Raw genomic sequence first — 26235 nt, forward strand, 5'->3', positions numbered from 1 at the left:
ATCCTTTTTCGGTTTATATCCTTCTAAATTATGGGTTTGTAGACCATAAGGCAGCGCTTTTAAGCATTGCTCTTCTTGGTAATTTTAAACCTGCAATTATTAATTCGGCAAAATCTTCAGGTTGCAAAACACTATCTTCAGAATCTTTATTTGCGATACCTAATTCTACAGACATATCAGATGCTATGGTGCTTGGTGTTAAAGTGCACACTCTTATATTGTTTTTACGGACTTCCTTCATTAGGGATTCCGACATTCCAATAACAGCGAATTTAGATGCAGAATACGCAGATGTCGTTGCGTTTCCGCTTAATCCTGCTGTCGAGGATACATTAATAATGTCACCTTCATTTTGATTTATTAAGTGAGGTAAAACCGCTTTGGTTACGTAATACATACCCATAACATTTGTTTGAATAATCTGGCTCCATTGGTTAACTTCCATATCATTTAATGTTCCAAAAGCAGCGATTCCGGCATTATTTACTAAGATATCAATACCGCCAAGGGTATCTATAATAGCTTTAATTCCCGTTTTTACTTCTTCGTAATTACCAACATCAAATACTGAATAAATCGCGTTAACGCCTAGAGCTTTCAATTCGGCAACTGTTTCTTTTAAAACGGCTTCATTTCTTCCTGTAATAGCCACATCAACACCTTCTTTTGCAAATGCTATGGCTGTCGCTTTTCCTAATCCTCTACCACCTCCAGTGATAATGGCTTTTTTACTTTTCAAATTTGTCATGTCTCTTTTCTTTTATAAATTCGGTGTAATATTAAAGATGATACTACTACACAATTAGCTTTATCTATTTAAGGCTAAATTACAAAATCTAGTTGGGAATGGTATCGTTCTTAGTTTATTTTAAGGTCATCAAACGTAAGCGAGCAAGATTTTAAATTCTGTTAGATTCGATTATTTTGAGTAACTATCTTGCCTAAGTAACCTAAATTATTTTTTTCATTTTTATTATTCTGAATTGCTTCGTAAGTTTTAGATCAGCTACATTTTCTTTTTTCATAATTAAAAACACATCTAAATCTTCTGAAGAAATAACTTGTTTGTGATAAGGTCGATAAAGCTCTGAACATACTAAATGCTTTTTTATATTGATAAAAACTACTTGGTTTTTATGTCTGCTTTGCTTTAATGGATATATCTCATAGCTTGTGTAATACGAATATGAGAAAGCGAAATGACTGCTTATATACGACTATGTTTTTTTGTGGATTAATAAGGGAATTTAGTTTTGGAACAGTTATTGTTTAGACTCAATGAAATAGTAAAGAAAACCTTTATAAAAAGCAAAACACAAATAAATGAGATATAAAGTCAAATCGAGTATATTTGTGAAAACAGAATCATTATTATTTAGTTTTTAGGTTTTTTGAATACTTGTAATCCACAATAATTCAGACTATAACAATAATTCAAGTTCTCATTTTTATGAGGAATAAATAAAATTATAATATGAAAACAAGATATTTATCAATTATCCTGCTAGCGATTAGTTTAGTTAGCTTTTCTGCTTTTTCTCAATCAGAGACAGAACAGCCCTTATTAGGTTTGCCAGGAGATGACTTAGATCTTTATGCGGTATTAGACCTTTTTCAAAAGTCAAAGACCATTGAAGATTTTGAAAAATCTTTAAATGATGAAAAAGATGGCATCGTCAATTTAGATTTAAATAATGATGGAAAGGTTGATTTTATCAAAGTAGTAACCGAGCAAGACGGTGAAGATTTTTTATTTATTCTTCAAGATTTAGTAAGTTCAAAGGAAACTCAGGATGTTGCTGTTATTATAGTAGCTAAAGATTCGGCAGGAAAGGTTTCAATGCAGATTATAGGAGATAAGGCATTGTACGGAGCAGATTATGTTATCGAGCCTCTTTCCGAAGCTAGAGAATCAGTAACTGCAAATCCGGCTTATGTAGGGAGTAATCCTGTAACCGTAAATGTTGAGGCTTCGACTAAAATAGTGGTAGTACAATCGGCTCCAATAGTGCAATACGTATATTCGCCTGTATATGTGCCTTATTATCCAACATATTATTATGGTTTTTATCCGCCGTATTGGAGACCATGGGCTGTGGTAAGTATTGGTATATATAGACATAATCATTGGCATAACCATGGTGGTTATCATGGTGGTTATTATGGTCGACCTCCAGGAGGAGGACATCCAGGTGGTGGTCATCCAGGCCATACCACTGTAAATATTAATAACAGTAAGACGTATAATAATTATAATAACAATAAAAGAAACACTTCTGCGACCGTAAATAATAATATTAGAAATGGAAATTTCAAAACGTCTGGACAAGGTGGTTCGCGTCCTACAACTTCACAGAATGCACGTGTATCCAATGGAGCTTCTACTTATAACAGGGCTTCAACGAACGCGTCGAACACACAGTCTAGAAACTCAAATAGAGCTTCGACAACCAATAGCAGACCGACGACAACAACTACTAATAGGGCGACGACCTTAAATAATAATAGTAGAGCAACAAGTGCAACGACCAATAGAACAACAACTAGCCGTGCTACCACATCTAATTTGAATAGATCGTCTGCATCTAGAAACATGGGGTCTTCATCTCGTTCTGCTACAAGTTCAGTTCGTGCAAGCCAAGGAAGGTTAAGATAAAATTTCATTAAAGTATAAAGTGATAAAAAAAAGAGTCTATTTCAAATGAAGTAGGCTTTTTTTTATGTCATGTCTTAAAATCAATAGCGTCCTAAACGATTAATCTCTTTTTTAAAAAAGATTGACCTGTACTGACTTTATTAAATTACTTGCGCTGAGGGAGGTACTTTTTCTACATAAGTTGAATTTTGTTTTTTGGGTTGGCCTATCGAAAATTTATCGTAAAATTTGAAGAGAAAGTATCGCGAAATTTAAAGCTGTTTGAGCTAAACCTATGTTTCTATATTATTGATTTTTAGTAGCGAGTTCTTTAAATTTAGATACTGAACGAAAAATTTAGATAAAAGTTCGTAAGCCTAGATTTTTTTGGCTTGGTTTATCCAGAGCGAAGTCGAAGGGTTTTTTTATCAATGAAAAAAATGAACATATAATATTATTTAGGACACGATTAATAAGAAAACACTAAAAACTGAGTAAAATAAAGTTACAGAAAGAAGATGTATCAAACGAGCTAAAACAGACAATGGATTCTCCTTTTGTGCTTGAGCTAATTAGGAACTCATAATCTAAGCGAACCAAAGTCCTTTTTTGTATAGATGACTAAGTTCTATCTTAGCCTGAAACAAAGGAATAGAAACGGCTTTAACTTGATGTGAAAATTAGGTTTGTGAGAAGGGAGCCTTGATATCTTAACAAACGTACTTCGGGGTAATTAATGAGTGTCTAAACCTTAAAGCAGTCACTAATACGAGTGTGTAAACTCTTTAAAGACCAGCAATAAGTTGCCAAAATTTTCTCTAATGAATTACTCGTTGATAAGGCAAATAGGAAGATTTGATCAAGCGAAATAGATAATCAGGGATTTATTGTTACTTCAGCAGAAAAATTAAAAAGAAACAGTATATAAATCAAAAAGCTGAACAATGAGATCATTGTTCAGCTTTTATCATTAACACTTAATAATCAGTATTGTTTATAGCGCTAGTCAAGTGGCATGTCAGATGCACTCATATCTCTAAGACATACATATTGTCCGTCTCTTTTTTCAAAAAGGCTCATGTAATTTCCTGTATTAATTGCTGTATTTGTAGAATCAACTACAGAATAATAACCTAATTCCAAAACTTGAAGTCCACTTTCAGAAGGAAATACTTCAAGAGTAGTGAATGAAATTTTGTTACTATTAGACGCTAAATCTAATTTTAAAAATTTCAAACGATCTTCTTTGTTTCTAATAGGTGTACTGTTTTGATAAAAAGTCACAGCATCATCAGCATAATAACCTATGTTTTTAAGTTCTCCACTATTATAAATTTCAGAAAATTGGTTTTCCCTTGCTTGAATATCTTTTTTTATTTGTTCTTTATCAATTGATACTGAAGTTGGATTTTCATTATTAGTATTACAAGAAGTCATTAATAAGGCGATACAGCCTACTATGATTCCTTTTACAAATATGTTTTTCATAATTATCCTTTATTAAAAAAATGATTTTATTGTTATGTCAAAAGTAATATAAAATCAGCAATATATTTGACTAACATTTATTTACCTTCAAAATGTTTTAAAATTACTTTATAAGTAATTATCGTCAGGTGTTTTTTATGCGGTATTTTTTAGTGTGAAACCTTCTTTCTTAGTGATGGATTTTATACTCGCCAATATGCAGAGTTATGTTTTTAGAATGACAAATTTGTTAAAATACTCTAGGAATAATTAGATGTATCTACTATTGTAGTCTGCTTATTCTTTATTTGTATTAATAGTGATAACTTCTTCTTGTATAGTCCAACCACCACCAAGAGCCTTGTATAGTTTGATGAGGTTGATAACAATATCTGTTTCTGAAGTTACTTTTTGATTTTGTTGTCGAAAAAGAGAACGCTGAGTATCTAGTACATTTTGAAAATCGGTAATTTGAGTGTCGTATTGTATTTTTACTAATCCTACCGCTTCTTCAGTTTGGCCTACTGCTTCCGAAATGAATTTGTATTTTTCTTGATTCATGTGTAATGAAACCAATAAATCCTCCACTTCAATATATGCCTTCAATACGGTGTTTTCATAGTTTAATAAGGCTTGTTGTGTTTGTTGCTCATTGATTGCAATATTAGCCTTGATTTGCTTTCTATTAAAAATTTGCCAACTTATTGGTAACGAAAGACCCCAGTTCATGCCCGGTACCGAAAACAAGTTTCCTGCATCCTGAGAATCAAAACCAAAAAAACCACCTAATGAAAATGTAGGATATAAATCGGCGGTTGAAACACCTATTTTAGCATTGTTCATTGCAATATTAAGTTCGGCTGCTCTAATATCTGGTCGCTGTCTCAATAAATCTGTTGGTAATCCCACATTAAAATTGGTGTTACCCATTGGAATTTTACCAATTTCATATAAATCAATTCCTAAACTATCGTATGTTGTGCCCAATAACTGAGACAATTTGTTTATAGCTTTGTATTCTCCTAACTTATAATCAGGAATCTGAGATTTGGTTTCTAATAAATTAGATTTAGCTTGTACGACATCTAAATAGGAACTTATTCCTGAATTAAACATGACTTCCGTTAAGGTTAAAGATTCTTCTTGAGCAATAACATTTTTTTCAGTATTAACCCTTTGTTGTTGTTTAGATCTAAGATCTAGATAATTAATTGCTACATCTGCTAAAAGTACAGTCATAACATCGTAATAGTCTTGAATCGAAGTTTCATAAGCATAATTGGCAGCTTCCATCGAGCGACGTACACGACCAAATACGTCTATTTCCCAAGACGAACTAAACCCTTGCTGAAAAATACCTTGGGGTTTAAAACCATTTGCAGGTGCTAGCGGTTTTAAACTTCCTAAATCACTTTGCTTTTCAACACCTACACTAGCAGATGTTTCAAGACTTGGTAGTTTAGCTCCCGAAACACCACTCATTTCTGTACGTGCTTCTATAACTCTTGAATAGGCTATTTTTAAATTTCTATTTTGTGACTTTGCTTTCTCAATAAGGGCATTTAAAATAGGATCATTAAATAATGTCCACCAGTTTTCTAAATCAGATTTAGGTTCTTTTACAAGTTTAGATTGAATTTTTAAATCCCATGCGTTGGGTACAGGATCAATTGGGGTCGTGTAATCTGGACCCACAGCTTTACAACCTTGAAACAATAAAACCATTCCAAAAAGAGCTATAGAAAAAAGGGTAACCCAATACTGTTTGAAAGAAAAATTCGAGTTCGAATTCATTAAATTTTTTATCTAAATGGGTTATAAATGTAATTAAGGAAGCTTTCGCTCTGAATTTCAAGTTGACGTAAAAATATGACAACATCTATAGCGTTTTTTGTGTAAATAGCTGAAATTCCACTAGCTCCAAAACGTAACGGAAAGCCTTCTTTTTCGTTAACTTTTATACGGACCATAAAAGTGTTTGCAGGCTGAATTTCATTTTCAGTAGGGATGCGTCCTCCGATTTCACCTTGTGCATTTCCGCTACTCCAATAAATCTCTTCAACTTGACCTGAGAAAATTTCTCCAGGATACATTCTAAGTGCAATATCACAAATATCTCCAGGTTCCACATGTTGGACACCAAATTGAGTATATTGAGTAAGTAGCCAATATTCGTCTGTACTCACAAAGGTCATAATAGGCTGCTTCATTCTAATGAAACTACCAGGATGTATTTGTAAATATGTAACATAACCATTAGAGGGTGCTAGAATAGCTGTTTGGGTTAAGTTATATTTGGCCTTCTCTAAATTAGCAATGGCTTCGGCAATGTCTGTTGGTTGTCCAGAAGTTTCAGACTCATAGGCTAACAAATTGCTGTTTAAAGCAGCTTGGTTTCGTGTAAGTTGAGCTTTTGAATTCTCTACATTAATGGCATATTGTTCGACAGTTATTTGAGCTACCGCATTTTGTTTAGAAGCTTTTAATATTTGTTCATATTCCATTTTAGCTGTTTTTAAAGCAGCTTGCGATATGGAAATTTCAGCTCTAGCTTCAGCGACTTGCTCACTTAAAATAGAAACATTGGTTCCTGAAGCAGATAGTTTTGCTTCCATTTCATTTACGCGATACTGGAATTCCGAAGGATCCATCTGAAATAAGGTGTCTCCTTTTTTTACCTGAACATTCGATTTTACGTGTACCTTTTTTAAAATTCCACCATATTCTGGCGCCATAGGAATAACATATGCTTGCACATAAGTAGTTTCGCTATAAGGTGTGTATTGTCCTAATCCAACAACCTCTGTTAATACAGCAGCTAGATATATTCCAAAGACAATAAATTGCCAAAACATATTGAATTTCAACCATTTAAAATCAACAAATATCATTCGTATAAAGAAATAATAAGCAATAGTTACAACGACTTCCATGTTTATAAATTATCTGTTGGTTTTTGATTTTTCGTTGCAGGTACTTGTTCTTCAGTAGAGGTGTCTATAGCTAATTTTTCTGCTTTAGTATTTGGTTCATCTGCATCTAGAATTCCATCTCCTGTATTATAAAGATTTCCTAGTACGGCATTCGAATGGGCCCATATAAGAGCAAAAATCCAAAGTGGAAAAAAGATTAAACCCGTAAGAGAGGTTACTTCGATCGCTTTTAACTGCGGATGTTTTCTTTTGGCTGCGACCTTGCCTGGGTAGGTGTGAATCATATAAATGCCAGCGACAATCATAATAAATATGCTAACAATGAGAAATAATGATATATACTTGATTTTCATGTATGACTAGATAGGTTGTTTAAAATTTATAGTTGTTATAATAGCTAATACGTTTTCGTAATTTGAAAAATTAAAGTCTAGTTATGTTATGTTTTAAAAGATTGCCAATAATTTGTTAAATCTATTAGGCTATAAATATATGAAAATAGCTGTAACAATAGCTTCTACAGGTCTGTTTTAAATGGTTTATAACTGTTATTCTCAATTTACATCGATTGAAAATATAGCTTTTTAGATGATTTATGAATCGATTTTTACTTTAAGCGATCTAATTTAAAACAGATTAGTATTTAAAATATGGCTTTACTTTATGAAGTGATTTGTCTATGCTGTAAGAAAACATACTCGCATATATAGGTATTGTTTGTGTTTTAAAAGTGATTGGATATATTTATAATGATCTTACGTTGTAGTCTTAAATCAAACAAATTAAAACGAAGTATTAAGGTTGTAACTGTGTGATTCATTAAATCAGAATATAAATTTTGTTTGAAATTTGATTGTTCTTCCATAGCTTTACAAAAGGAAACGATTGACTTTGTTTTAGATAAATTTTAATTTGAATAAACAAAGACATATTAAAAGGTAAAATTGAAAAAAGACACGAGAAGTAAAAAGAGAAGCTGGTTCGCTATATTGTTTAAGTTATTGGCTTTAGGAATTGTTTTATTACTGCTTTTTATAGGAAGTATTTATTTTGGGTTGTGGGGGAAAATACCTTCAAAAGCTGATTTATCTGATTTAAAACAAGCTGAAGCAAGTCTGATTTTAGATCATAATGGAGATTTACTTGGTAAATATTTTGTATTCGATAGAAGTATCATAAGTTTTAACGATTTGCCAGAATACCTTGTAAATGGTTTGGTCGCAACTGAAGACGCGCGTTTTTACGAACATGGAGGTATCGATTATCAAAGTTTTTTTAGAGTGTTTTTTAAAAGTGTGTTGCTTCAAGATGATTCTGCCGGTGGAGGAAGTACGATAACACAACAATTGGCTAAAAACCTTTATGGAAGAGAAAATTATTGGTTGTTATCGATGCCTGTAAACAAAATTAAGGAAATGATTATAGCAACGCGAATTGAAGATGTTTACGATAAAAACGACATTGTTGCGTTGTATTTAAATACGGTGCCGTTTAGTGAAAATACATTTGGAATAGAAAGTGCTGCACAACGGTTTTTTAACACGACAACTAAAAATCTTAGTTTATCTGAAGCCTCCACTTTAGTAGGAACATTAAAAGCAAATCATAGTTATAATCCGCGATTATTTCCAGAACGCAGTCAATTACGACGCGATGTCGTTTTGCAACAAATGGTAAAATACGGTTATATTGATGAAGCGACACGTTCAAAAGTAAGTGATTATCCTGTAGAAATAGATTATCATAAGTTTACATATAATGAAGGTTTAGCACCTTATTTCCGTGAAAACGTACGTAAACACGTGTCTTATATTTTAGATAGCATTAATGACAACACAGGAAGTGCTTTCGATTTGTATAAAGATGGTTTGAAAATCACAACTACTTTAGATAATACCATGCAAGAATATGCTCAAAAAGGCATGACCAATCACATGGAGCGTTTGCAAAATCAATACGAAAAAGCATATGGAGCTAATGCGCCTTGGATAAAAGACGAATCATTAATTAAGGAATTAGTTCAAAAATTACCAGAATATAAACGATTAAAGGAAAAGAAATTATCAGAATCCCAAATCATGGATTCTCTATCTAAAAAGCGTAAACAACCTCTTTTTAGTTACGAGGGAGATACCATTGTTTCAGTATCGACAATAGATAGTTTAAAGTATTACTTAAAGTTCTTAAATGCCGGATTTATAGCTTTAGAACCACAATCGGGAGCAATTAGAGCCTATGTTGGCGGTATTAATTTTGAACATTTTAAGTACGACCATGTGTCTATGGGTAAACGACAAGTAGGTTCTACGTTTAAGCCTTTTGTATACACTGCAGCATTAGAATCTGGTATGGATCCGTGCACATATATTTCGGTTAAGGAAGTAACATATACCAACGAGGAAGGTTGGACGCCATCAAACGCATCGAAAGATGAAGCAGATCCGCATATGAATTATTCATTAGAAAAAGCGTTGAGCCAATCTATAAATACTATTGCTGTAAAAGTGTTGGATGTAGTTGGCATACCTGCTGTTATTAATCAAGCACGTAAAATGGGTGTGACTTCAGAATTGCCTGATGTGCCATCTTTAGCATTAGGAACTGCAGAATTATCGCTTATAGAATTAACATCGGCTTATACTAGTTATGTTAACCAAAGTATTCCTTCCAAACCTTATTTTATTGAAAAAATTGAAGATAAAGATGGTACTGTTTTGTACGAATATAAACCGTCGACTCCTATGAGGCCTGCATTTTCCGAAAATACGCGCCAAACCATGATAGAGTTTATGAAAGCAACGGTAAACGAAGGCACTGCAAAACGCATCCGTTCAACATATAATTTACCAAATGCTATGGCTGGAAAAACAGGAACGACACAAGATAATCGCGATGGTTGGTTTATGGGGATTACTCCAAATTTAGTCATGGGTTCTTGGGTTGGAAACGACGATCATCGTATTGGATTTAGCAGTACGGCAATAGGTCAGGGTGCGAATTCTGCTTTGCCAATAGTAGCTAATTTTGTGACTCAATTAAATAAAAATAGTGATTTCAATGGTGTTACAAAAGCGAGTTTTGAAACACCTTCAGAAGCCGTTTTGGAAGCTCTAGATTGTAATTCAGATAAACGTGATGGGTTCTTTAAGCGTTTATTCGGAAAACAGGAAAAGGAGAAAGCATTCGGTGAGTAAATTCATTTAGACATTGCCGGGTAATTATTTCATATTTTTGAAACCTAGTTGAATTAAATAGAATATAATGTATCAAGCAAACGAGAATAGATATAAAGACATGTCTTACAGAAGATGTGGCAAAAGCGGAATTGTTTTACCTCCTATTTCTTTGGGTTTATGGCATAATTTCGGAGATGTAGACACGATTGAAAACGGAAAACAAATGTTGCACACAGCTTTCGATAATGGTATTACTCATTTCGATTTAGCGAATAATTATGGGCCGCCTCCAGGAAGTGCAGAAAGTAATTTTGGAAAAATTTTAAAAGCTAGTTTCTTGCCGTATCGAGATGAACTTATTATATCTACTAAAGCAGGGTATGGTATGTGGCCGGGGCCTTATGGAGATTGGGGTTCTAAAAAATATTTGGTATCTAGTTTAGACCAAAGTTTAAAGCGCATGGATCTGGATTATGTCGATGTGTTTTATCATCATCGCCCAGATCCGAACACACCTTTGGAGGAAACCATGACGGCCTTAGATTTAATTGTGCGTCAAGGAAAAGCCTTATATGTTGGAGTCTCTAATTATAATGCAGAAGATACATTAAAAGCTTCAAGAATTTTAAAGGAATTGGGTACGCCGTGTTTAATTCATCAGCCACGATATAGTATGTTCGACCGTTGGGCGGAAGATGGTTTGTTAGACGTTTTAGGAGATGAAGGTATTGGAGCGATTGCATTTTCGCCTTTAGCACAAGGACTTCTAACTAATAAATATATTAAAGGTATTCCTGAAAACTCCAGAGCGGCAAAATCTACCGGATTTCTTCAGAAAGAAACGGTTACTCAAGATGTAATTAATAAAGTTGTTAAGTTAAATGACATAGCCGAAAATCGTAACCAAAGTTTAGCTCAAATGGCTGTGTCTTGGTTGTTAAAAGACGATAGAATTACTTCTGTTTTGGTTGGTGTGAGTAGTGAAAAACAATTAATTGATAATTTAGGAGCCTTAAAAAATCTTGACTTTTCAACTTCAGAATTAGAAGCTATTGAGGTTGTTTTAAAAGGATAGTTTTTTAGGCAGCTTGTTTTAATAAGTTAAAAATGAAATCCAATGATAAAAATAGTAAGAACGAATTCTGAGAATAAGGATTTTATTGAACTTGTACAATATCTAGATTCTGATTTAGCAGAAAGAGATGGAGAAGATCATTCTTTTTACGCGCAATTTAATACTGTAGATAAAATTAAACATGTTGTTATTGCTTATGAACACGACCTTGCTATTAGTTGTGGAGCCATAAAGCCATACGATAAAAATACTATGGAAGTTAAACGGATGTTCACTTTAGAGAAAGAGAGGGGTAAAGGAATAGCATCTTTGGTATTGTCTGAATTAGAAAAATGGACTTCCGATTTGTCTTATAAAAAATGTATTTTGGAAACAGGGATGAAACAACCTGAAGCGATACGTCTTTATGAAAAAAATGGATATGTTTTAATTCCTAATTATGGACAATATGCAGAAGTGGAAAATAGTAGGTGTTTTGAAAAGCTAATAAATTAGATCGTCATTTGTACAGTATAACTATTAATAAAGCAGTAGAGAAATTTCTGAAAATTAAATAGAACATTAGGAGGTAAAAAGTGAAATCCTATTAGGAAAGGTACTTGATTCTGAATATGCTTTAAAAGCTTATAAATATCAAATAGATAAATAAAAAAAATCCTTGTAAATTTTACAAGGATTTTTTTTATAAATGAAATTCTAATTCGTTTAATTAGATAGCATCTTTTACATCTTTAGCCGTTTTTTCAACAGCTTTTTTTGTGTCTTTTGCAGCACCTTCAACAGCGTGAGCTGCATCGTCTATTGCGTTACCAGTTGCATCTGCAGCATCGTCGATAGCGTCTCCTGTAGCGTCTACAGCATCTTTAACTGCGTCTCCAGTAGCGTCAGCAGCATCATCAATAGCTTCACCAGTCTTAGTTGCAGCATGGTCTATAGCATCTGCAGAATCATCAGCAGTATCTTCAATAGCATGACCAGCTTCATCAGCTGCATTTTCTATAGAATCACCAGCATCTTCAGATTTTTCTTTTGCATCTCTACAAGATGTGAATGTTGTTCCTAAAGCAAACACAAGTGCAGCGCTTAAAATAACTTTTTTCATAATATTAGTGTTTTGTTAATTTTTTAGGGTAGCAAGTTACTAACTTCTAGTTAATCATAATATTTTAAATGTTAATTTTTTTAACAATTAATATAAAAAACACTATTCAGTATATTTAACTCGTTATATATCGGGTAATTATGTTTACGGCTCCAGTGTTGTCTTTAATATAAGTAGCATTTTTAGCTCCAGAAGTTTCTCTAAATTCTGAATTATTTACAAGCTTATTAATGATTTCGTTTAATTCCGTTTGATTTTTAATTGAAAACATGCCTTGATTTGCAATTAAATCTTTAGCCTCAGGAAATTTCTGGTAGTTGCTGCCAATAATAATAGGAACTCCAAAAACGGCGGCTTCTAGAGTGTTATGAAGTCCAGTATTCCCAACAGCTCCACCAATATATGCAATGTTGGCGTAGTTGTAAATTTTGGTTAAAATGCCAATGGTATCAATTATAAAAACTTGAGCAGTCGATATATCTTTACTGTCTTTTTCTGAAAACAAAACTGTTTCTACATTTAAACTATTTTTAAGCTGATTGATCTGATTGGGCTTAATATTATGTGGAGCAATAATAAATTTCACATCTTTTGAAGCTTCATTATTGATGTAGCTAACGAGTAATTTTTCATCGTCTGGCCAAGTACTTCCTGAAACAAAACATAATTTATTGTTTTTAAATTCAGCAATAAAAGCCAAAGAATTATCAATACTTAATTGATTGGTTACACGATCGAAACGGGTATCTCCAGAAACACTAACGGTAGTATAATTTATAGATTGAAGCAGTTGTTTTGAAACTTCATCTTGAGTAAAAATATGTTCGAATGCAAATAATGCCTGCCTCATAAAAGTACCATAAGATTTAAAGAAGGTTTGTTCTTTTCTAAATAGTGCTGAAATTAAAATTGCTTTTCCGTGTCTGCGTTTTAATTCATTTAAAATATTCGGCCAAATATCATATTTTACAAATACGGTAAGTTCTGGATGTACTAATTCTAGAAATGTTTTGGCATTGCGTTCGGAATCTAAAGGGAGATAGACAACACAATCTGCAATAGGAGAGTTCTTCCTAATTTCGTATCCCGATGGTGAAAAAAAGGATAAGACGACCTTATGGTTTGGATACCTTTTTTTTAGTTCTGAAAACACAGGTAGTCCTTGTTCATACTCGCCTAAAGAAGCACAATGAAACCAGAGTGTCTTATCGTTAGCCGATATGCTTTGCTTTAATTTATCGAATGTTTCACGTCGACCTAACACACCCGATTTAATTTTTAAATTAAAGAAGCCAATAGCCTGAAGTGAATAATTCGCTAGGAATATGCCGATATTGTATATAATTCTCAAATTAAATTGCTTTGACGCAAAAATAGGATTTCTTTGGCATAATTTGATTGGTTAACGTTCCTGATTTTTGTAATTTCGTTAGCTTAATGTTCCAAACGGATTTATTAATATTCATGGTTCATATACTTTGATGTAGTGGACTTTAATTTCTTTCAAATGAGAAAAATTCAAATGGTTGACTTAAAAAGTCAATATGCTAGAATAAAGGATGTTGTAAATGATTCTATTCAAGAGGTCTTAGAAACCACAGCATTTGTAAACGGACCAAAGGTTCACGAATTTCAGAAAAACTTAGAAGAGTATTTAGGTGTAAAACATGTAATCCCGTGTGCGAACGGTACAGACGCGTTACAAATCGCAATGATGGGGTTAGGTTTAAAACCTGGAGATGAAGTTATTACTACAGATTTCACATTTGCTGCAACTGTTGAAGTTATTGCGTTATTGCAATTAACTCCTGTTTTGGTTGATGTTGATCCAGATACGTTCAATATAGATGTAGATGCCATTAAAAATGCAATTACTCCAAAAACAAAGGCTATAGTACCTGTTCATTTATTCGGACAGTGTGCAAATATGGAGGATATAATGGAGATTGCTAAAGCCAATAATTTATTTGTAATTGAAGATAATGCGCAAGCAATTGGAGCAAATTACACTTATAAAGATGGTACAAAAGTAAAAGCAGGAACAATAGGAGATGTGTCTGCAACATCATTTTTTCCTTCTAAAAATTTAGGTTGTTATGGAGATGGTGGAGCCATTTTTACCAATAATGATGAATTAGCACATACTATTCGTGGGATTGTTAATCACGGAATGTACGAACGTTACCATCATGATGTTGTGGGAGTAAATTCACGTTTAGATGCAATTCAAGCTGCTGTCTTAGGTGTGAAATTACCAAACCTAGATACTTATAATAAAGCAAGAATTGATGCTGCAAATAAGTATGATGCCGCTTTTAAAGATGAAAAACATATTGTAATTCCTTTTAGAAATGGTGCCGAAGACAATCACGTGTTTCACCAATATACACTTAAAGTAACCGGTGTTGATCGCGATGGTTTAGCTAAGTTTTTAAATGAAAACGATATCCCTTGCGGTGTGTATTATCCAATTCCTTTGCACAGCCAAAAAGCATATAAAGATTCACGATATAACGAAGACGATTTTAAAGTCACAAATCAATTGGTAAAAGAAGTTATCTCTTTGCCAATGCATACAGAGCTAGACGACGATCAAATTGAATTTATAACAACAAAAGTAAAAGCATTTATCAATGGATAAAATATTAGTTACTGGTGGGCTTGGTTTTATAGGGTCTCATACTGTTGTAGAACTTCAAAATGAAGGCTATGAAGTCGTAATTATTGATAACCTTTCAAATTCATCTCGCGATGTGTTAAAAGGAATTACTGGAGTTACAGGAAAGGAGCCTATTTTTGAAGAACTTGATTTAAGAGATAAACAAGCTGTTCAGAAATTCTTTAAAACCCATAGTGATGTAAAAGGTGTTATTCATTTTGCCGCGAGTAAAGCCGTTGGGGAAAGTGTTGAAAAGCCACTTTTGTATTACGAAAACAACATAAATACTTTGGTTTATGTGTTGCAAGAACTCGATAAATTAAAATATGCTAACTTTATTTTTAGCTCGTCTTGTACTGTTTATGGACAAGCAGATGAGTTGCCAATAACTGAAAATGCACCTATAAAACCTGCAGAGTCTCCTTATGGAAATACAAAACAAATAGGTGAAGAGATTATAAAAGATAGCTGTAAAGTTATTCCTAATTTAAAGGCGATTGCATTACGTTATTTTAATCCAATTGGGGCTCATGAAACGGCATTAATTGGTGAATTACCAATTGGAGTGCCTCAAAATTTAGTTCCTTTTATAACTCAAACAGCTGTAGGATTACGTAAGCAGTTATCTGTTTTTGGAGACGATTATCCTACGGCAGATGGAACATGTGTTCGTGATTATATTCATGTTGTAGATTTAGCTAAGGCTCATGTAATTGCATTAAAACGATTATTAGGAGATAAAAACAAATCTAATTTTGAAGTGTTTAATTTAGGAACAGGAACAGGAAGTTCTGTTTTAGAAGTGATACATGCTTTCGAACGTGTTTCAGGAGAAAAACTAAATTATAAAATGGCACCACGCAGAATTGGTGATATTGTTTCAGCGTATGCAAATACAGAAAAAGCTAACGATGAGTTGGGATGGAAATCTCAATTAACTTTAGATGATGCCATGAGATCTGCTTGGAAATGGGAACAAAAAATTAGAAAAAGTTAAATTAAGTAGTGTTAATTTTAGTGAAAACCTTCTTTATCAAGTGCTGTAAAGAAGGTTTTTTTATATGTGGTAGTAAGATGTTTCTCTCGATGTCTAGGCGATTTTTAATGAGATATTTTTAACGTATACTTAATTAGGCTGATAAAAATGTAATTCTATAGTTAAATGATAGGGTAAACGGAAGTCGTCTAGGTTTTGGATATTCCTTTAAGTATCTTTGTGTTATAATGAAATATGATATTATGAAATTGATTACAGTAAAGAGGGAAACTAAAAATGAAGCTAGATTTACCAAAAAAATGGGAGTCTTACAAACCAAAGTAACGTATATTAAAATGTTATTTCTTAATATACCTATTAGAACACTACACAAATACAGAGAAACGTATTACGGAGAAATAAAAGATTGTGAGGATTGTCTCTTACAAGCCTAATAAAAAAAAGCTTCAAGTTTATTTCTTGAAGCTTTTTTTTATGCAGTTTGTTTTGATTTTTTGCTAGTGATGTAATTAGAATAGAGGAGTAGTCCCATACCTAACATTACAGACATATCGGCAATATTAAAAACACCGGTTCTAAAAATCCCTCCTAAATCTATGTGGAAGAAATCTGTTACAGAACCATATAAAATACGGTCGTAAACATTAGCGATCCCTCCACCAATGATGCAAGAAAAACCTACAACCGAATATTTGTCTAAATTCTTTTGCGTTAATATATAATACGTAACATATCCTAAAACAGCGATAGGAAGAATAAGAAGAAAAATACTTTTTAAAGTCGGATTTAAATCACTTCCTAAACTTAAAAAAGCACCAGAGTTTTCTACATTGGTCAAGATAAATGCATTGCCAATTAATTCTGTAGTTTCATAGGGTGTGACATAAGCTCTAACCAAAAATTTTGAAATCTGATCGAGAGCTATGTTTATGGCAATTAAACCTAAAATGAATTGAGTTCTAGAAATCTTCATTAATTTGAAACTGTTTCAATAGTTGCAGAAGCTGTTTCAGCTGTTTTGTCAATTTTTTTAACCAAACCTTGTAATACTTTTCCTGGGCCAACTTCAGTGAAATGTGTTGTACCATCAGCAATCATTTGCTGAACAGATTGTGTCCAACGTACAGGAGATGTTAATTGAGAAATTAAGTTTGCTTTTATTTCATTTTCATCTGTTACTGCAGTAGCAGTCACATTTTGATAGATTGGGCAACTTGGCTTGCTAAATGTAGTGGCTTCAATTGCAGCAGCCAATTCTTCGCGAGCAGGCTCCATCATTGGTGAGTGGAATGCACCTCCAACAGGTAGCAATAGCGCTCGTTTTGCGCCAGCAGCTTTTAAGGCTTCACAGGCTTTTTCTACAGCCACAGTTTCACCAGAAATAACTAATTGTCCTGGGCAGTTATAATTAGCAGCAACAACAACACCGTCTATAGATTTACAAATATCTTCTACCACACTATCTTCCAAACCTAAAACAGCAGCCATTGTGCTAGGTGCTAATTCACAGGCTTTTTGCATAGCGAGAGCACGTTGCGAAACTAATTTTAGACCATCTTTAAAGGTTAAAGCACCTGCAGCAACTAATGCCGAGAATTCCCCTAAAGAGTGTCCTGCTACTAAATCTGGTTTAAAGCTGTCTCCTAAAACTTTAGCTAAAATTACAGAGTGTAAAAAGATAGCGGGTTGTGTTACCTTAGTTTGTTTAAGATCTTCGGCTGTACCTTCAAACATGATATCTGTTATAGGAAAATTTAATATAGAATTAGCTTGTTCAAATAATTCTTGTGCGTCTTTAGATTTTTCGTAAAGGTCTAAGCCCATTCCTGGGAATTGTGCGCCTTGTCCTGGAAATATATATGCGTTCATAGTTTTAATTTTGAAATGTAAAAATAAGAATAAAATTTAGATTTTTAATTCTTGTTAAGCTAGCTATTATCAATGGTTTTAATCATTTTAGCAGGATTACCCGCTATAACAACATTGTCTGGAAAACTTTTTGTGACTACAGATCCAGCACCAACCACAACATTATTACCCAGAGTAACTCCAGGACAAATTGTGCTATTACCTCCAATCCATACATTATTTCCGATAGTAATAGACTGACCTAATTCTTGACCACTATTTCTAAGTTCGGCAGTAATAGGATGAGTTGCTGCATATATTTGCACGTTTGGAGCAAACATAACATGGTCTCCAATGGTAACCAAACCAACATCTAGAATACAGCAATTATAATTCATAAACAGGTTTTTTCCTGCTTTAATATTCGAGCCATAATCGCAATAGAAAGGTGGTTCTATCCATAAATTTTCACCAGCATCTAATAATTCATTAAATATAGCATCACGTTCCTTTTTTAAGTCTTCGGGTAAACTATTGGCTTTCTGGAAAAGTAATCGTGCTTGCAACCGTTCTTGAGTTAAATCAGGATCTGATGGACGATACAATTCGCCAGCTAACATTTTTTCTCTTTCAGTCATATTTTGAAATTTATTACAATCCTATTATTGCAGCTTCTGCACAGCGTTCACCGTCCATCGCTGCAGAAACAATACCTCCAGCATATCCGCCACCTTCTCCACAAGGAAATAATCCTTCAATTTGAGGGTGTTCTAATTTATCGTTTCTAGGAATACTAACAGGCGATGAGGTTCTAGATTCTACACCTATTACATTCGCTTCAGCAGTATAATAGCCTTTCATTTTTTGTCCGAAGGATTCAAAACCTTTACGTAAACTCTTTCCTATTAATTTAGGAAGTAAGGAATGTAGAGGTACGCTTTTTATACCAGGTTGATATGAAGTCGAATTTAAATCTGAAGATAATCTTCCTTCAACAAAATCGGTTAAACGTTGTGCAGGTGCCACTTGGCTTCGTCCTCCAGAAGTAAAGGCTAATTTCTCTAAATCTTTTTGATATTCTAGGGCTTTAAGAGCTCCAAATTGTTCGTATTTATATAAATCTGTGTCAGCATTAATTTCGACTACAATACCTGAATTAGCAAACTCGTTATTTCGTTTTGAAGGCGACATTCCGTTAACCACAATTTCTCCGTTAGCTGTCGCTGCAGGAACTATAAATCCACCGGGACACATACAAAAAGAATAGACACCACGACCATTTACTTGCTGAACCAAACTGTAGGCTGCTGCTGGCAATAATTCGCTTCGGTCTCCAGTACAATGGTATTGAATAGAGTCTATAATGTGTTGCGGATGCTCTACACGAACGCCCATGGCAAAAGATTTAGCTTCAATAACGACCTTCTTTTTATCTAGTAAATAGAAAATATCTCGAGCCGAATGCCCTGTTGCAAGAATCACACGATTTGCTGTTAATTCTTCTCCATTTAACAATTGAATGGCTTGAATTTTATTATTTGTAATCGTAAAATCTGTAACACGTGTTTCAAAATGTACCTCTCCACCATGTTTTAAAATGGTTTCACGAATGTTTGTAACCACTTTTGGGAGTTTATTCGTTCCGATATGTGGATGAGCATCAACAAGAATCTGATCGGTAGCACCGTGAAATACTAAGTTTTCGAATATACGACGTACATCTCCACGCTTTAAACTACGTGTATATAATTTTCCGTCGGAATAGGTTCCTGCTCCACCTTCACCAAAGCAATAATTAGAATCTTCATTTACAAAATGATCCTGATTTATAGCTTTTAAATCGCGACGTCTGTCTTGCACATTTTTACCGCGTTCTAAAACAATAGGTTTAAAACCTAATTCTATACAGCGCAGAGCAGCATACATTCCAGCAGGTCCAAACCCAATAATGTGTACGGGTTTTGCTTTAGAAACGTCCTTATAATCGAAAGTATATGATGAGGTTTCTGGAAGTGGCTCGTTAATATAAACAGCTACTTTATAATTGAAAATTATCGCAGGTTTTCTAGCGTCGATAGATTTTCGAAGCACTTTTATACCAGAAATTTTTTCCTTTTGAAGATCTAACATTTTAGCAGATTTCCACAAGAGAGTATCTTGGAATTTAGATTCCTCTACAAGAGAAACGCGAAGCTGAATTTCTTTTATCATGTTGCAAATTTACAGAAATTTGTAAACAACCAACTTGCAAAGATTATTAAATCCGTTCGTAGGTCATAAACGAGAAAGCATGGTCGTTTTCTTCGTTTTTTGGATGATAGATATTTTGAATTTCTTTCCACTCTGTAAAATCTAGTTCAGGGAAGTGTGTGTCGGCCTCAAAAGTATCGTGTACACGAGTCAATTCAATTTTATTAGAAAAAGGAAGTGCTTGTTTGTAAATTTCGCCACCACCAATAACAAACGGGTATTTGTCCTCTAAAGCGGCATCTAAAGCATCTGCCATATTATGAACCACGATTACGCCGTGTGGAACCTTGTATTTTTGTTGAGTAGTAATAACTATATGGGTGCGATTTGGTAATGGTTTCGGAAAACTTTCAAACGTCTTACGTCCCATAATAATACAATGCCCAGAAGTTAAAGATTTAAAGCGTTGTAAATCGTCTCGTAAATGCCAAATTAATTGATTGTCTTTTCCAATAGCATTGTTTTCTGATGCGGCTACAATAAGGGTAAGATTTCGCTTATTAGTTAGTTTTTTTTTTTCTTCTAAGACAACGGGCTTAATCGTTGGTTCTAAAGCTGGAGCTGGGAGTTTTGTTTTTAATTTTTCGATACCTTCTTTTTGTTTAGCAACAAGTATATCTAATTGTTCTTGTTGCCAACTAGAGCCCATAAACTGATTAATAACAAAAACGTTAAAAGCATGATAGATTAAAATTAATAACCAAAAGCCAATAACAAACACAAACCAATCTATATTTAAAGGTCTAAAGGTTTCTCCAATATGAAGTCCTAGATTTGTTACAATTACTGCTACCGAACCAATTAGAAATAAGATAAAATGTGTGTATAATCTTTTTTTCTGCTTAATACGTTCTTGAGCATGTTTAATAAGCTCTAATTGCTCTTTATCTATTTGAGGGATGCTTTTTTTATTACCGAACATAAGTTGAAATTGTTAGTAGAGTAAAAGTACTATTTCTACCTCAATTTTAGAAGTTTTTATAAAAATGATATTAATTTGAGTATTATAAGTTTAATAATAAGTAAAAAAATAAGATTATAATTTAGAACATTAAGTTTTATTTATTTCTTTTTTAAGGAAATCATAATTATTTGTTTTAGAGGTGATTATTAGGTGGAAGATAGCTAATTGTTTATTACTTTTATACTTTCAAAAATAATATATATATGGCAATTTCAAAGCAATATTTAAAAAGCAAACCAGTTTGTAAAGTAACTTTTACAGTACCTGCTGAAGGTGCAGAAGAAGTAACAGTAGTTGGATCTTTTAATGAATGGGATACTAAAGCAACTCCTTTAAAAAAGTTGAAAAACGGAACGTTTAAAGGTGTAGTAAGTTTAGATGCCGATACATCATACGAATTTAGATATTTGGTAGATGGTGAGTTTCTAAACGAAACTGATGCAGACGGTCAAGTATGGAATGATTTCGCAGGAGCAGAAAATAGCATATTAAAAGTGTAATATTTAAATAGGCGTTTCTTAATTAAGAAACGCCTATTAATTTATATTGCTACGGCTCCTTTTATATGCGGGTGCGGATTATAATCGACTAAACTGAAATCTTCGAATTTAAAATCGAAGATATCCTTTATATCTGGATTTAATATCATTTTTGGTAACGGTTTTGGGTCTCTACTTAATTGTAGTTTTACTTGTTCAAAATGGTTACTATATATGTGTGCATCTCCAAATGTGTGAATAAAATCACCTGCTTGGTAACCGCAAACTTGTGCCATCATCATAGTAAATAATGCATAAGATGCAATATTGAAAGGTACACCTAAAAAGATGTCTGCACTACGCTGATACAGTTGACACGATAATTTCCCGTCGGCTACATAAAACTGAAAAAATGCATGACACGGTGGAAGTGCTGCTTTTCCGTTTTCTACATTCTCGCTAAACGATTTAGAATTATCTGGCAAAACTGAAGGGTTCCATGCAGAAACAAGCATGCGCCTACTATTCGGGTTTGTTTTTAAGGTTTCTACAACTTCCTTAATTTGATCAATTTCATCACTATTCCAATTACGCCATTGGTGGCCATAAACAGGTCCTAAATCTCCATTTTCATCTGCCCAATCATTCCAGATTTTTACACCATTTTCGGTTAAATAATTTATATTGGTATCCCCTTTTAAAAACCAAAGCAATTCATAAATAATAGATTTTAAATGCAGTTTTTTGGTCGTTACCATAGGGAAACCTTCACTTAAATCGAATCGCATCTGGTAGCCAAAAACACTTTTTGTTCCCGTTCCTGTACGATCGCCTTTTTCGTTTCCTGTTTCTAATACGTGATTTATAAGGTCTAAATATTGTTTCATAATCATTTCCTGCGTAGGCAGGAATCTTATTTATGGGTGAAAATTATTTGAAAAATGATGGAGTGCAAATTTAGGTAAATGCGAGTTTTAAAAAAAAGATATTATCCTAATTTTAAGCCTACAATATTGCAGTATTTCCTTAGAATGGATTATATATTTAATTTCTCTTACTTGAGATTTAGCCTCCAATACCAAGAGAGATTCCTGCTTTCGCAGAAATAAGTTGTTACCCGATAATCATACCCGCAATTGTAGCCGATAATAAAGACGCAATTGTTCCTCCTATTAAGGCTCGAATACCAAATTCTGAAAGGGTTTTTCTTTTGCCTGGAGCTAAAGATCCGATTCCACCAATTTGAATACCAATAGAAGCGAAATTAGCGAAACCACATAGCATGTACGTTGCCATGATTATAGATTTTTCAAATTTAAAATGAATAGGATTTGCTATGTTTTTTAGTTCGGCTAACTGTATGTAGCCTACAAATTCACTTGCGGCAAGTTTTATTCCTAGTAACTGGCCCATAAGTGCCATATCTTGTTTTGCCACACCAATAATCCACATTAAAGGAGAGAATAAATAGCCTAAAATAAATTCTAAAGAGAACGCTTTATAAGGTGTGTTACTGGCAATCCATTCGTTAAATCCACCCAGCATTCCTAACTTTCCAAAACCATAATTTATCATCGCAATAAAAGCAACAAAAACCAATAGCATAGCACCAACATTGGCAGCTAGTTTTAATCCTTCTGTAGTTCCGTTTGCAATGGCATCTAAAATATTAGAACCAATATGTTCTTGAGAGACTTCTACTTCAGCTTTAATTTTTTCTTGTTGTGGATATAATAATTTTGAAATTACAATAGCACCAGGAGCCGCCATAACAGATGCTGTTAGTAAGTGTTTTGCGTAAAATATTTTTAATTCTTGGTCTTCACCTCCTAAAAATCCAATGTAAGCAGCCAAAACACCACCGGCAACAGTGGCCATACCACCAACCATAACGAGGAGTATTTCTGACTTAGTCATGCGTTCTAAATACGCTTTAATCATTAATGGTGCTTCAGTTTGACCTAAGAAGATGTTTCCGGCTACACTTAAACTTTCTGCTCCAGAGATACCAAGTAATTTTGTTAAAATCCAGGCTAATCCTTTTACGACAACTTGAATAACACCTAGGTAAAATAAGACTGATGTTAAGGCTGAAAAGAATATAATTGTAGGTAAAATTTGAAATACAAATATAAAACCAAAGCTTTCAACGTTCATCATATCTCCCAAGAGAAACTGACTACCCGCTTGGGTGAATTCTAAGATTTTGACAAATATTTTTCCAACGAATTCAAAAGCATCTTGTACAAATCCTATTTTTAAAACACCAATTGCAAGTATCGCTTGTGCACTAAGTCCGGCTCCAATCGTTTTCCAATTGATGGCTTTCCTATTATGACTTAATAAATAACTAATTAGCAATAAAACAAACATACCAAGTAAACCGCGGAGTAAGCTTTTTGTTGAAAATCCTTGACTTGGGATAATTGCATCTTCTTGAGTTGTAGCTATAGCACTTGGTGAAACAGATAGAGGCGTTGTAAATGTATAGGTATTTTGTTTTTCAGAAAACACTAAAGTAGAATCTGTTAATTCAGAAATTTTATAGTGTTGAATATCATCGTTAGGAGCATTATAATAAAAGACCAACAAATTATTATGAAGCATATAATCTCCAGAAGATTGTATTGCATTTTGGTCTTTAAACGTAATATTGAATTCTCCATCTTGTAAGTTTAGAGATTCAAAAGTTTTATTTGCGGTTTGGGTAGAATCTTCAATTTTAGTTTGAAGTTGGTCTATCTTCCATAGTTTTTCTATGTTTTGCGCTTGGGCGCCTGATAATAATCCAGAAAAAATGAGAGCAAAGGCAAATAAAAGGTGTTTCATACGTTTTATGGGGTCTTTATCGTTTCGAGATTTCGTCTCGAATTTTGGCAGCTTTTTCATAATCTTCATTATTAACTGCTTCTGATAGTAACTGATTTAATTCATCTAAAGTTTTACCTTTAAAAGCATCTTTATTTGATGGAATTTCAAATTCTTCTGCGACTAAATCTTCAACTAAAACATCTTCGTTTTGGGATGTTTCGTCTTTGTTTTCAGGATTCACTTTTAAGTAAATTCCTGCTTTATCCAAAATATTTTTATATGTAAAAATAGGTGCTTGGAAACGTAGGGCTAATGCAATGGCATCGCTTGTTCTTGCATCTATAATTTCTTCAATCTTATCGCGCTCGCAAATTAAACTAGAATAAAATACGCCATCTACCAATTTATGAATGATTACCTGTTTAACAGTAATATCAAATCTATCGGAAAAATTTTTAAATAAGTCGTGGGTTAATGGTCGTGGAGGCCTAATCTCTTTTTCTAGAGCTATGGCAATAGATTGTGCTTCGAATGCCCCAATAACGATGGGTAATTTGCGATCACCGTCCACCTCATTGAGTATTAAAGCATAAGCGCCATTTTGCGTTTGGCTGTATGAAATACCTTTTATATTAAGTCTAACTAAACTCATAATTTAAAAACACAAAAGACTGTTTAAATTAGGACTTTACCAAACCTATTCTAAGTTTTTTATTCAAATAGAAGAATGGAAATTAGCGAACTCCTTTAAATTTAAATTTAAATATGAATGCTAATTGTCTTTTAAACAGTCTTTTAATTACTACAAGTTAAAAAATATTAAGCATTTTGCGCTTTAAAAGCTTTTAATTTTTCGATAAGAGCTGGTACGACTTCAAAGGCATCGCCAACTACGCCATAATCTGCAGCTTTAAAAAAAGGTGCTTCAGGATCTGTATTGATCACTACTTTTACTTTTGATGCGTTAATTCCTGCTAAATGTTGGATAGCTCCAGAAATTCCAATTGCGATATATAAATTTGCAGCTACAGGTTTACCTGTTTGTCCCACATGCTCTCCATGAGGTCTCCATCCTAGGTCTGAAACCGGTTTAGAACATGCTGTTGCAGCACCTAAAACGTCGGCTAATTCTTCAACCATACCCCAGTTTTCAGGTCCTTTCAATCCGCGACCACCAGAAACTACAATTTCTGCATCTGCAATAGTTACTTTGTCTGTGGCTTTGTCTATAGACTCTACATGTACGCCGTTTTCTAAAATTGTAGGTGAATAATGTGTCACTTCAGCAAGTGTTTCATTTTCCTTAATTCCGAAAGAATTTTTAGATAATCCAACTAATTTTATATCTGTACTAATGCTTGTTTCGTTAAACGCTTTATTTGTGAATGCTGTGCGTTTTACCGTAAAAGGAGATATGTTAGAAGGTGCCGCAACTACGTTAGAAGCATAACCTGCTTTTAACTCAATGGCTAATAATGGTGCTAAATATTTACTGTCTGCGCTAGAGCTTACAATAACAACTTCAGAACCTTCTTCTGCAGCAGCTTGGTTTATAACATCGGCATAAGATTTTGCGTTAAAAGCATCTAACTTAGCTTCTTTAATATTTAATACTTTGGTTACACCATAGGTTCCTAAAACTGAAGGGTCTTCAGCATTTATGGAAACCGCAGTAACTGTTGTGCCTAATTGGTCGGCAACAGCTCTGGCGTATGAAGCTACTTCGAAAGCAACTTTTTTAAATGTACCTTGTTCTGATTCTGTATATACTAAAACTGACATATTGTTTTGATTTTTTTTCATCTCCTTAGTCGCTTTCAAATAGAGTAGACTTTAGAG

General features: G+C 33.5%; 24 protein-coding genes. 8 read left to right on the forward strand and 16 right to left on the reverse strand.

The window, feature by feature from the left end; translation table 11 throughout:
• Window positions 1-28: 28 nt before the first annotated feature.
• Entirely contained in the window at window positions 29-748 is a 720-nt protein-coding gene (locus tag R6X41_RS01010) for a 3-ketoacyl-ACP reductase (RefSeq protein ID WP_318496793.1), read from the reverse strand.
• 726 nt (window positions 749-1474) lie between these two features.
• Here R6X41_RS01010 and R6X41_RS01015 point away from each other — a divergent pair.
• On the forward strand, window positions 1475-2656 hold the full coding sequence (locus R6X41_RS01015) for a hypothetical protein (RefSeq protein ID WP_318496794.1): 1182 nt from the start codon (window positions 1475-1477) through the stop codon (window positions 2654-2656).
• 981 nt (window positions 2657-3637) lie between these two features.
• Here R6X41_RS01015 and R6X41_RS01020 read toward each other — a convergent pair.
• The 4 genes from R6X41_RS01020 to R6X41_RS01035 all read right to left on the reverse strand — a co-directional run bounded on the left by R6X41_RS01020 (window position 3638) and on the right by R6X41_RS01035 (window position 7388).
• Entirely contained in the window at window positions 3638-4123 is a 486-nt protein-coding gene (locus tag R6X41_RS01020; RefSeq protein ID WP_318496795.1) for a YybH family protein, read from the reverse strand.
• Window positions 4124-4399: 276 nt separating this feature from the next.
• Window positions 4400-5896, reverse strand: a complete 1497-nt coding sequence (locus R6X41_RS01025; RefSeq protein WP_318496796.1) for a TolC family protein — start codon at window positions 5894-5896, stop codon at window positions 4400-4402.
• An 8-nt stretch (window positions 5897-5904) separates the two neighbouring features.
• On the reverse strand, window positions 5905-7035 hold the full coding sequence (locus R6X41_RS01030; RefSeq protein WP_318496797.1) for an HlyD family secretion protein: 1131 nt from the start codon (window positions 7033-7035) through the stop codon (window positions 5905-5907).
• A gap of 2 nt (window positions 7036-7037) precedes the next feature.
• Complete coding sequence (locus tag R6X41_RS01035; protein WP_318496798.1) at window positions 7038-7388, reverse strand: DUF3302 domain-containing protein; 351 nt, start codon at window positions 7386-7388, stop codon at window positions 7038-7040.
• 591 nt (window positions 7389-7979) lie between these two features.
• On the opposite strand from R6X41_RS01035, the gene R6X41_RS01040 reads away from it, so the two are divergent.
• From R6X41_RS01040 to R6X41_RS01050, 3 genes are all read left to right on the forward strand, one after another.
• A complete protein-coding gene (locus R6X41_RS01040) occupies window positions 7980-10229 on the forward strand; it encodes a transglycosylase domain-containing protein (protein ID WP_318496799.1) in 2250 nt (749 codons plus the stop codon).
• A 67-nt stretch (window positions 10230-10296) separates the two neighbouring features.
• Window positions 10297-11286 carry an L-glyceraldehyde 3-phosphate reductase gene (gene mgrA / locus R6X41_RS01045; RefSeq protein ID WP_318496800.1) on the forward strand — a complete coding sequence of 330 codons (990 nt, stop codon included), beginning with the start codon at window positions 10297-10299 and terminating at the stop codon, window positions 11284-11286.
• A gap of 42 nt (window positions 11287-11328) precedes the next feature.
• Entirely contained in the window at window positions 11329-11781 is a 453-nt protein-coding gene (locus tag R6X41_RS01050) for a GNAT family N-acetyltransferase (RefSeq protein ID WP_318496801.1), read from the forward strand.
• A 214-nt stretch (window positions 11782-11995) separates the two neighbouring features.
• Here the strand turns inward: R6X41_RS01050 and R6X41_RS01055 are convergent, their stop codons facing one another.
• Together R6X41_RS01055 and R6X41_RS01060 are read right to left on the reverse strand one after the other, a co-directional pair.
• Complete coding sequence (locus tag R6X41_RS01055; RefSeq protein ID WP_318496802.1) at window positions 11996-12388, reverse strand: hypothetical protein; 393 nt, start codon at window positions 12386-12388, stop codon at window positions 11996-11998.
• A 115-nt stretch (window positions 12389-12503) separates the two neighbouring features.
• Window positions 12504-13739 carry a 3-deoxy-D-manno-octulosonic acid transferase gene (locus R6X41_RS01060; RefSeq protein ID WP_318496803.1) on the reverse strand — a complete coding sequence of 412 codons (1236 nt, stop codon included), beginning with the start codon at window positions 13737-13739 and terminating at the stop codon, window positions 12504-12506.
• A 156-nt stretch (window positions 13740-13895) separates the two neighbouring features.
• Between R6X41_RS01060 and R6X41_RS01065 the strand changes: the two genes are divergently transcribed.
• The 3 genes from R6X41_RS01065 to R6X41_RS01075 all read left to right on the forward strand — a co-directional run bounded on the left by R6X41_RS01065 (window position 13896) and on the right by R6X41_RS01075 (window position 16478).
• The gene (locus R6X41_RS01065; RefSeq protein ID WP_318496804.1) at window positions 13896-15029 is read left to right on the forward strand and encodes a DegT/DnrJ/EryC1/StrS family aminotransferase; all 1134 of its coding nucleotides are present in this window, start codon (window positions 13896-13898) and stop codon (window positions 15027-15029) included.
• Entirely contained in the window at window positions 15022-16044 is a 1023-nt protein-coding gene (gene galE, locus R6X41_RS01070) for a UDP-glucose 4-epimerase GalE (protein ID WP_318496805.1), read from the forward strand. Before R6X41_RS01065 ends, galE begins: the two co-directional genes overlap by 8 nt.
• A 242-nt stretch (window positions 16045-16286) precedes the next feature.
• Window positions 16287-16478, forward strand: a complete 192-nt coding sequence (locus tag R6X41_RS01075) for a hypothetical protein (protein WP_318496806.1) — start codon at window positions 16287-16289, stop codon at window positions 16476-16478.
• Window positions 16479-16516: 38 nt separating this feature from the next.
• Here R6X41_RS01075 and lspA read toward each other — a convergent pair whose 3' ends face one another.
• Genes lspA through R6X41_RS01100 form a run of 5 tightly spaced genes read right to left on the reverse strand, consistent with a single transcriptional unit; the run spans window position 16517 to window position 21064 of the window.
• Window positions 16517-17017, reverse strand: a complete 501-nt coding sequence (lspA, locus tag R6X41_RS01080) for a signal peptidase II (protein WP_318496807.1) — start codon at window positions 17015-17017, stop codon at window positions 16517-16519.
• Complete coding sequence (fabD, locus tag R6X41_RS01085; RefSeq protein WP_318496808.1) at window positions 17017-17913, reverse strand: ACP S-malonyltransferase; 897 nt, start codon at window positions 17911-17913, stop codon at window positions 17017-17019. Before fabD ends, lspA begins: the two co-directional genes overlap by 1 nt.
• Window positions 17914-17972: 59 nt before the next feature.
• Window positions 17973-18530, reverse strand: coding sequence for a sugar O-acetyltransferase (locus R6X41_RS01090; protein ID WP_318496809.1), 558 nt, complete (start codon window positions 18528-18530; stop codon window positions 17973-17975).
• 13 nt (window positions 18531-18543) lie between these two features.
• Window positions 18544-20103 (reverse strand): NAD(P)/FAD-dependent oxidoreductase, encoded by a 1560-nt coding sequence (locus R6X41_RS01095; RefSeq protein WP_318496810.1) that lies wholly within the window; start codon window positions 20101-20103, stop codon window positions 18544-18546.
• Window positions 20104-20149: 46 nt separating this feature from the next.
• Window positions 20150-21064: a dihydrofolate reductase gene (locus R6X41_RS01100; protein ID WP_318496811.1), complete on the reverse strand. Its 915-nt coding sequence runs from the start codon at window positions 21062-21064 to the stop codon at window positions 20150-20152.
• A 245-nt stretch (window positions 21065-21309) separates the two neighbouring features.
• Here R6X41_RS01100 and R6X41_RS01105 point away from each other — a divergent pair, with 245 nt between their 5' ends.
• Entirely contained in the window at window positions 21310-21606 is a 297-nt protein-coding gene (locus R6X41_RS01105) for an isoamylase early set domain-containing protein (protein WP_318496812.1), read from the forward strand.
• A 41-nt stretch (window positions 21607-21647) separates the two neighbouring features.
• On the opposite strand, the gene R6X41_RS01110 is transcribed toward R6X41_RS01105, so the two are convergent.
• The 4 genes from R6X41_RS01110 to R6X41_RS01125 form a co-directional block, all read right to left on the reverse strand.
• Complete coding sequence (locus tag R6X41_RS01110; protein WP_318496813.1) at window positions 21648-22472, reverse strand: thymidylate synthase; 825 nt, start codon at window positions 22470-22472, stop codon at window positions 21648-21650.
• Between the two features lie 226 nt (window positions 22473-22698).
• Window positions 22699-24414: a NupC/NupG family nucleoside CNT transporter gene (locus R6X41_RS01115; protein WP_318496814.1), complete on the reverse strand. Its 1716-nt coding sequence runs from the start codon at window positions 24412-24414 to the stop codon at window positions 22699-22701.
• 16 nt (window positions 24415-24430) lie between these two features.
• A complete protein-coding gene (locus tag R6X41_RS01120; RefSeq protein WP_318496815.1) occupies window positions 24431-25048 on the reverse strand; it encodes a bifunctional nuclease family protein in 618 nt (205 codons plus the stop codon).
• A gap of 167 nt (window positions 25049-25215) precedes the next feature.
• On the reverse strand, window positions 25216-26178 hold the full coding sequence (locus R6X41_RS01125) for an electron transfer flavoprotein subunit alpha/FixB family protein (protein WP_318496816.1): 963 nt from the start codon (window positions 26176-26178) through the stop codon (window positions 25216-25218).
• Window positions 26179-26235 lie beyond the last annotated feature (57 nt).

Source organism: Formosa sejongensis (assembly GCF_033447105.1).
Taxonomy (GTDB): domain Bacteria; phylum Bacteroidota; class Bacteroidia; order Flavobacteriales; family Flavobacteriaceae; genus Formosa.

Coding starts and splice junctions, on each gene's coding strand:
- fabD (WP_318496808.1), bottom strand. CDS start 17,913: ATGAACGCATATATATTTCCAGGACAAGGCGCACAATTCCCAGGAATG.
- R6X41_RS01090 (WP_318496809.1), bottom strand. CDS start 18,530: ATGACTGAAAGAGAAAAAATGTTAGCTGGCGAATTGTATCGTCCATCA.
- R6X41_RS01120 (WP_318496815.1), bottom strand. CDS start 25,048: ATGAGTTTAGTTAGACTTAATATAAAAGGTATTTCATACAGCCAAACG.
- R6X41_RS01025 (WP_318496796.1), bottom strand. CDS start 5,896: ATGAATTCGAACTCGAATTTTTCTTTCAAACAGTATTGGGTTACCCTT.
- R6X41_RS01110 (WP_318496813.1), bottom strand. CDS start 22,472: ATGAAACAATATTTAGACCTTATAAATCACGTATTAGAAACAGGAAAC.
- R6X41_RS01105 (WP_318496812.1), top strand. CDS start 21,310: ATGGCAATTTCAAAGCAATATTTAAAAAGCAAACCAGTTTGTAAAGTA.
- R6X41_RS01035 (WP_318496798.1), bottom strand. CDS start 7,388: ATGAAAATCAAGTATATATCATTATTTCTCATTGTTAGCATATTTATT.
- R6X41_RS01115 (WP_318496814.1), bottom strand. CDS start 24,414: ATGAAACACCTTTTATTTGCCTTTGCTCTCATTTTTTCTGGATTATTA.
- R6X41_RS01100 (WP_318496811.1), bottom strand. CDS start 21,064: ATGTTCGGTAATAAAAAAAGCATCCCTCAAATAGATAAAGAGCAATTA.
- R6X41_RS01015 (WP_318496794.1), top strand. CDS start 1,475: ATGAAAACAAGATATTTATCAATTATCCTGCTAGCGATTAGTTTAGTT.
- R6X41_RS01075 (WP_318496806.1), top strand. CDS start 16,287: ATGAAATTGATTACAGTAAAGAGGGAAACTAAAAATGAAGCTAGATTT.
- R6X41_RS01010 (WP_318496793.1), bottom strand. CDS start 748: ATGACAAATTTGAAAAGTAAAAAAGCCATTATCACTGGAGGTGGTAGA.
- galE (WP_318496805.1), top strand. CDS start 15,022: ATGGATAAAATATTAGTTACTGGTGGGCTTGGTTTTATAGGGTCTCAT.
- R6X41_RS01125 (WP_318496816.1), bottom strand. CDS start 26,178: ATGTCAGTTTTAGTATATACAGAATCAGAACAAGGTACATTTAAAAAA.
- R6X41_RS01055 (WP_318496802.1), bottom strand. CDS start 12,388: ATGAAAAAAGTTATTTTAAGCGCTGCACTTGTGTTTGCTTTAGGAACA.
- mgrA (WP_318496800.1), top strand. CDS start 10,297: ATGTATCAAGCAAACGAGAATAGATATAAAGACATGTCTTACAGAAGA.
- lspA (WP_318496807.1), bottom strand. CDS start 17,017: ATGAAGATTTCTAGAACTCAATTCATTTTAGGTTTAATTGCCATAAAC.
- R6X41_RS01065 (WP_318496804.1), top strand. CDS start 13,896: ATGAGAAAAATTCAAATGGTTGACTTAAAAAGTCAATATGCTAGAATA.
- R6X41_RS01050 (WP_318496801.1), top strand. CDS start 11,329: ATGATAAAAATAGTAAGAACGAATTCTGAGAATAAGGATTTTATTGAA.
- R6X41_RS01020 (WP_318496795.1), bottom strand. CDS start 4,123: ATGAAAAACATATTTGTAAAAGGAATCATAGTAGGCTGTATCGCCTTA.
- R6X41_RS01030 (WP_318496797.1), bottom strand. CDS start 7,035: ATGGAAGTCGTTGTAACTATTGCTTATTATTTCTTTATACGAATGATA.
- R6X41_RS01095 (WP_318496810.1), bottom strand. CDS start 20,103: ATGATAAAAGAAATTCAGCTTCGCGTTTCTCTTGTAGAGGAATCTAAA.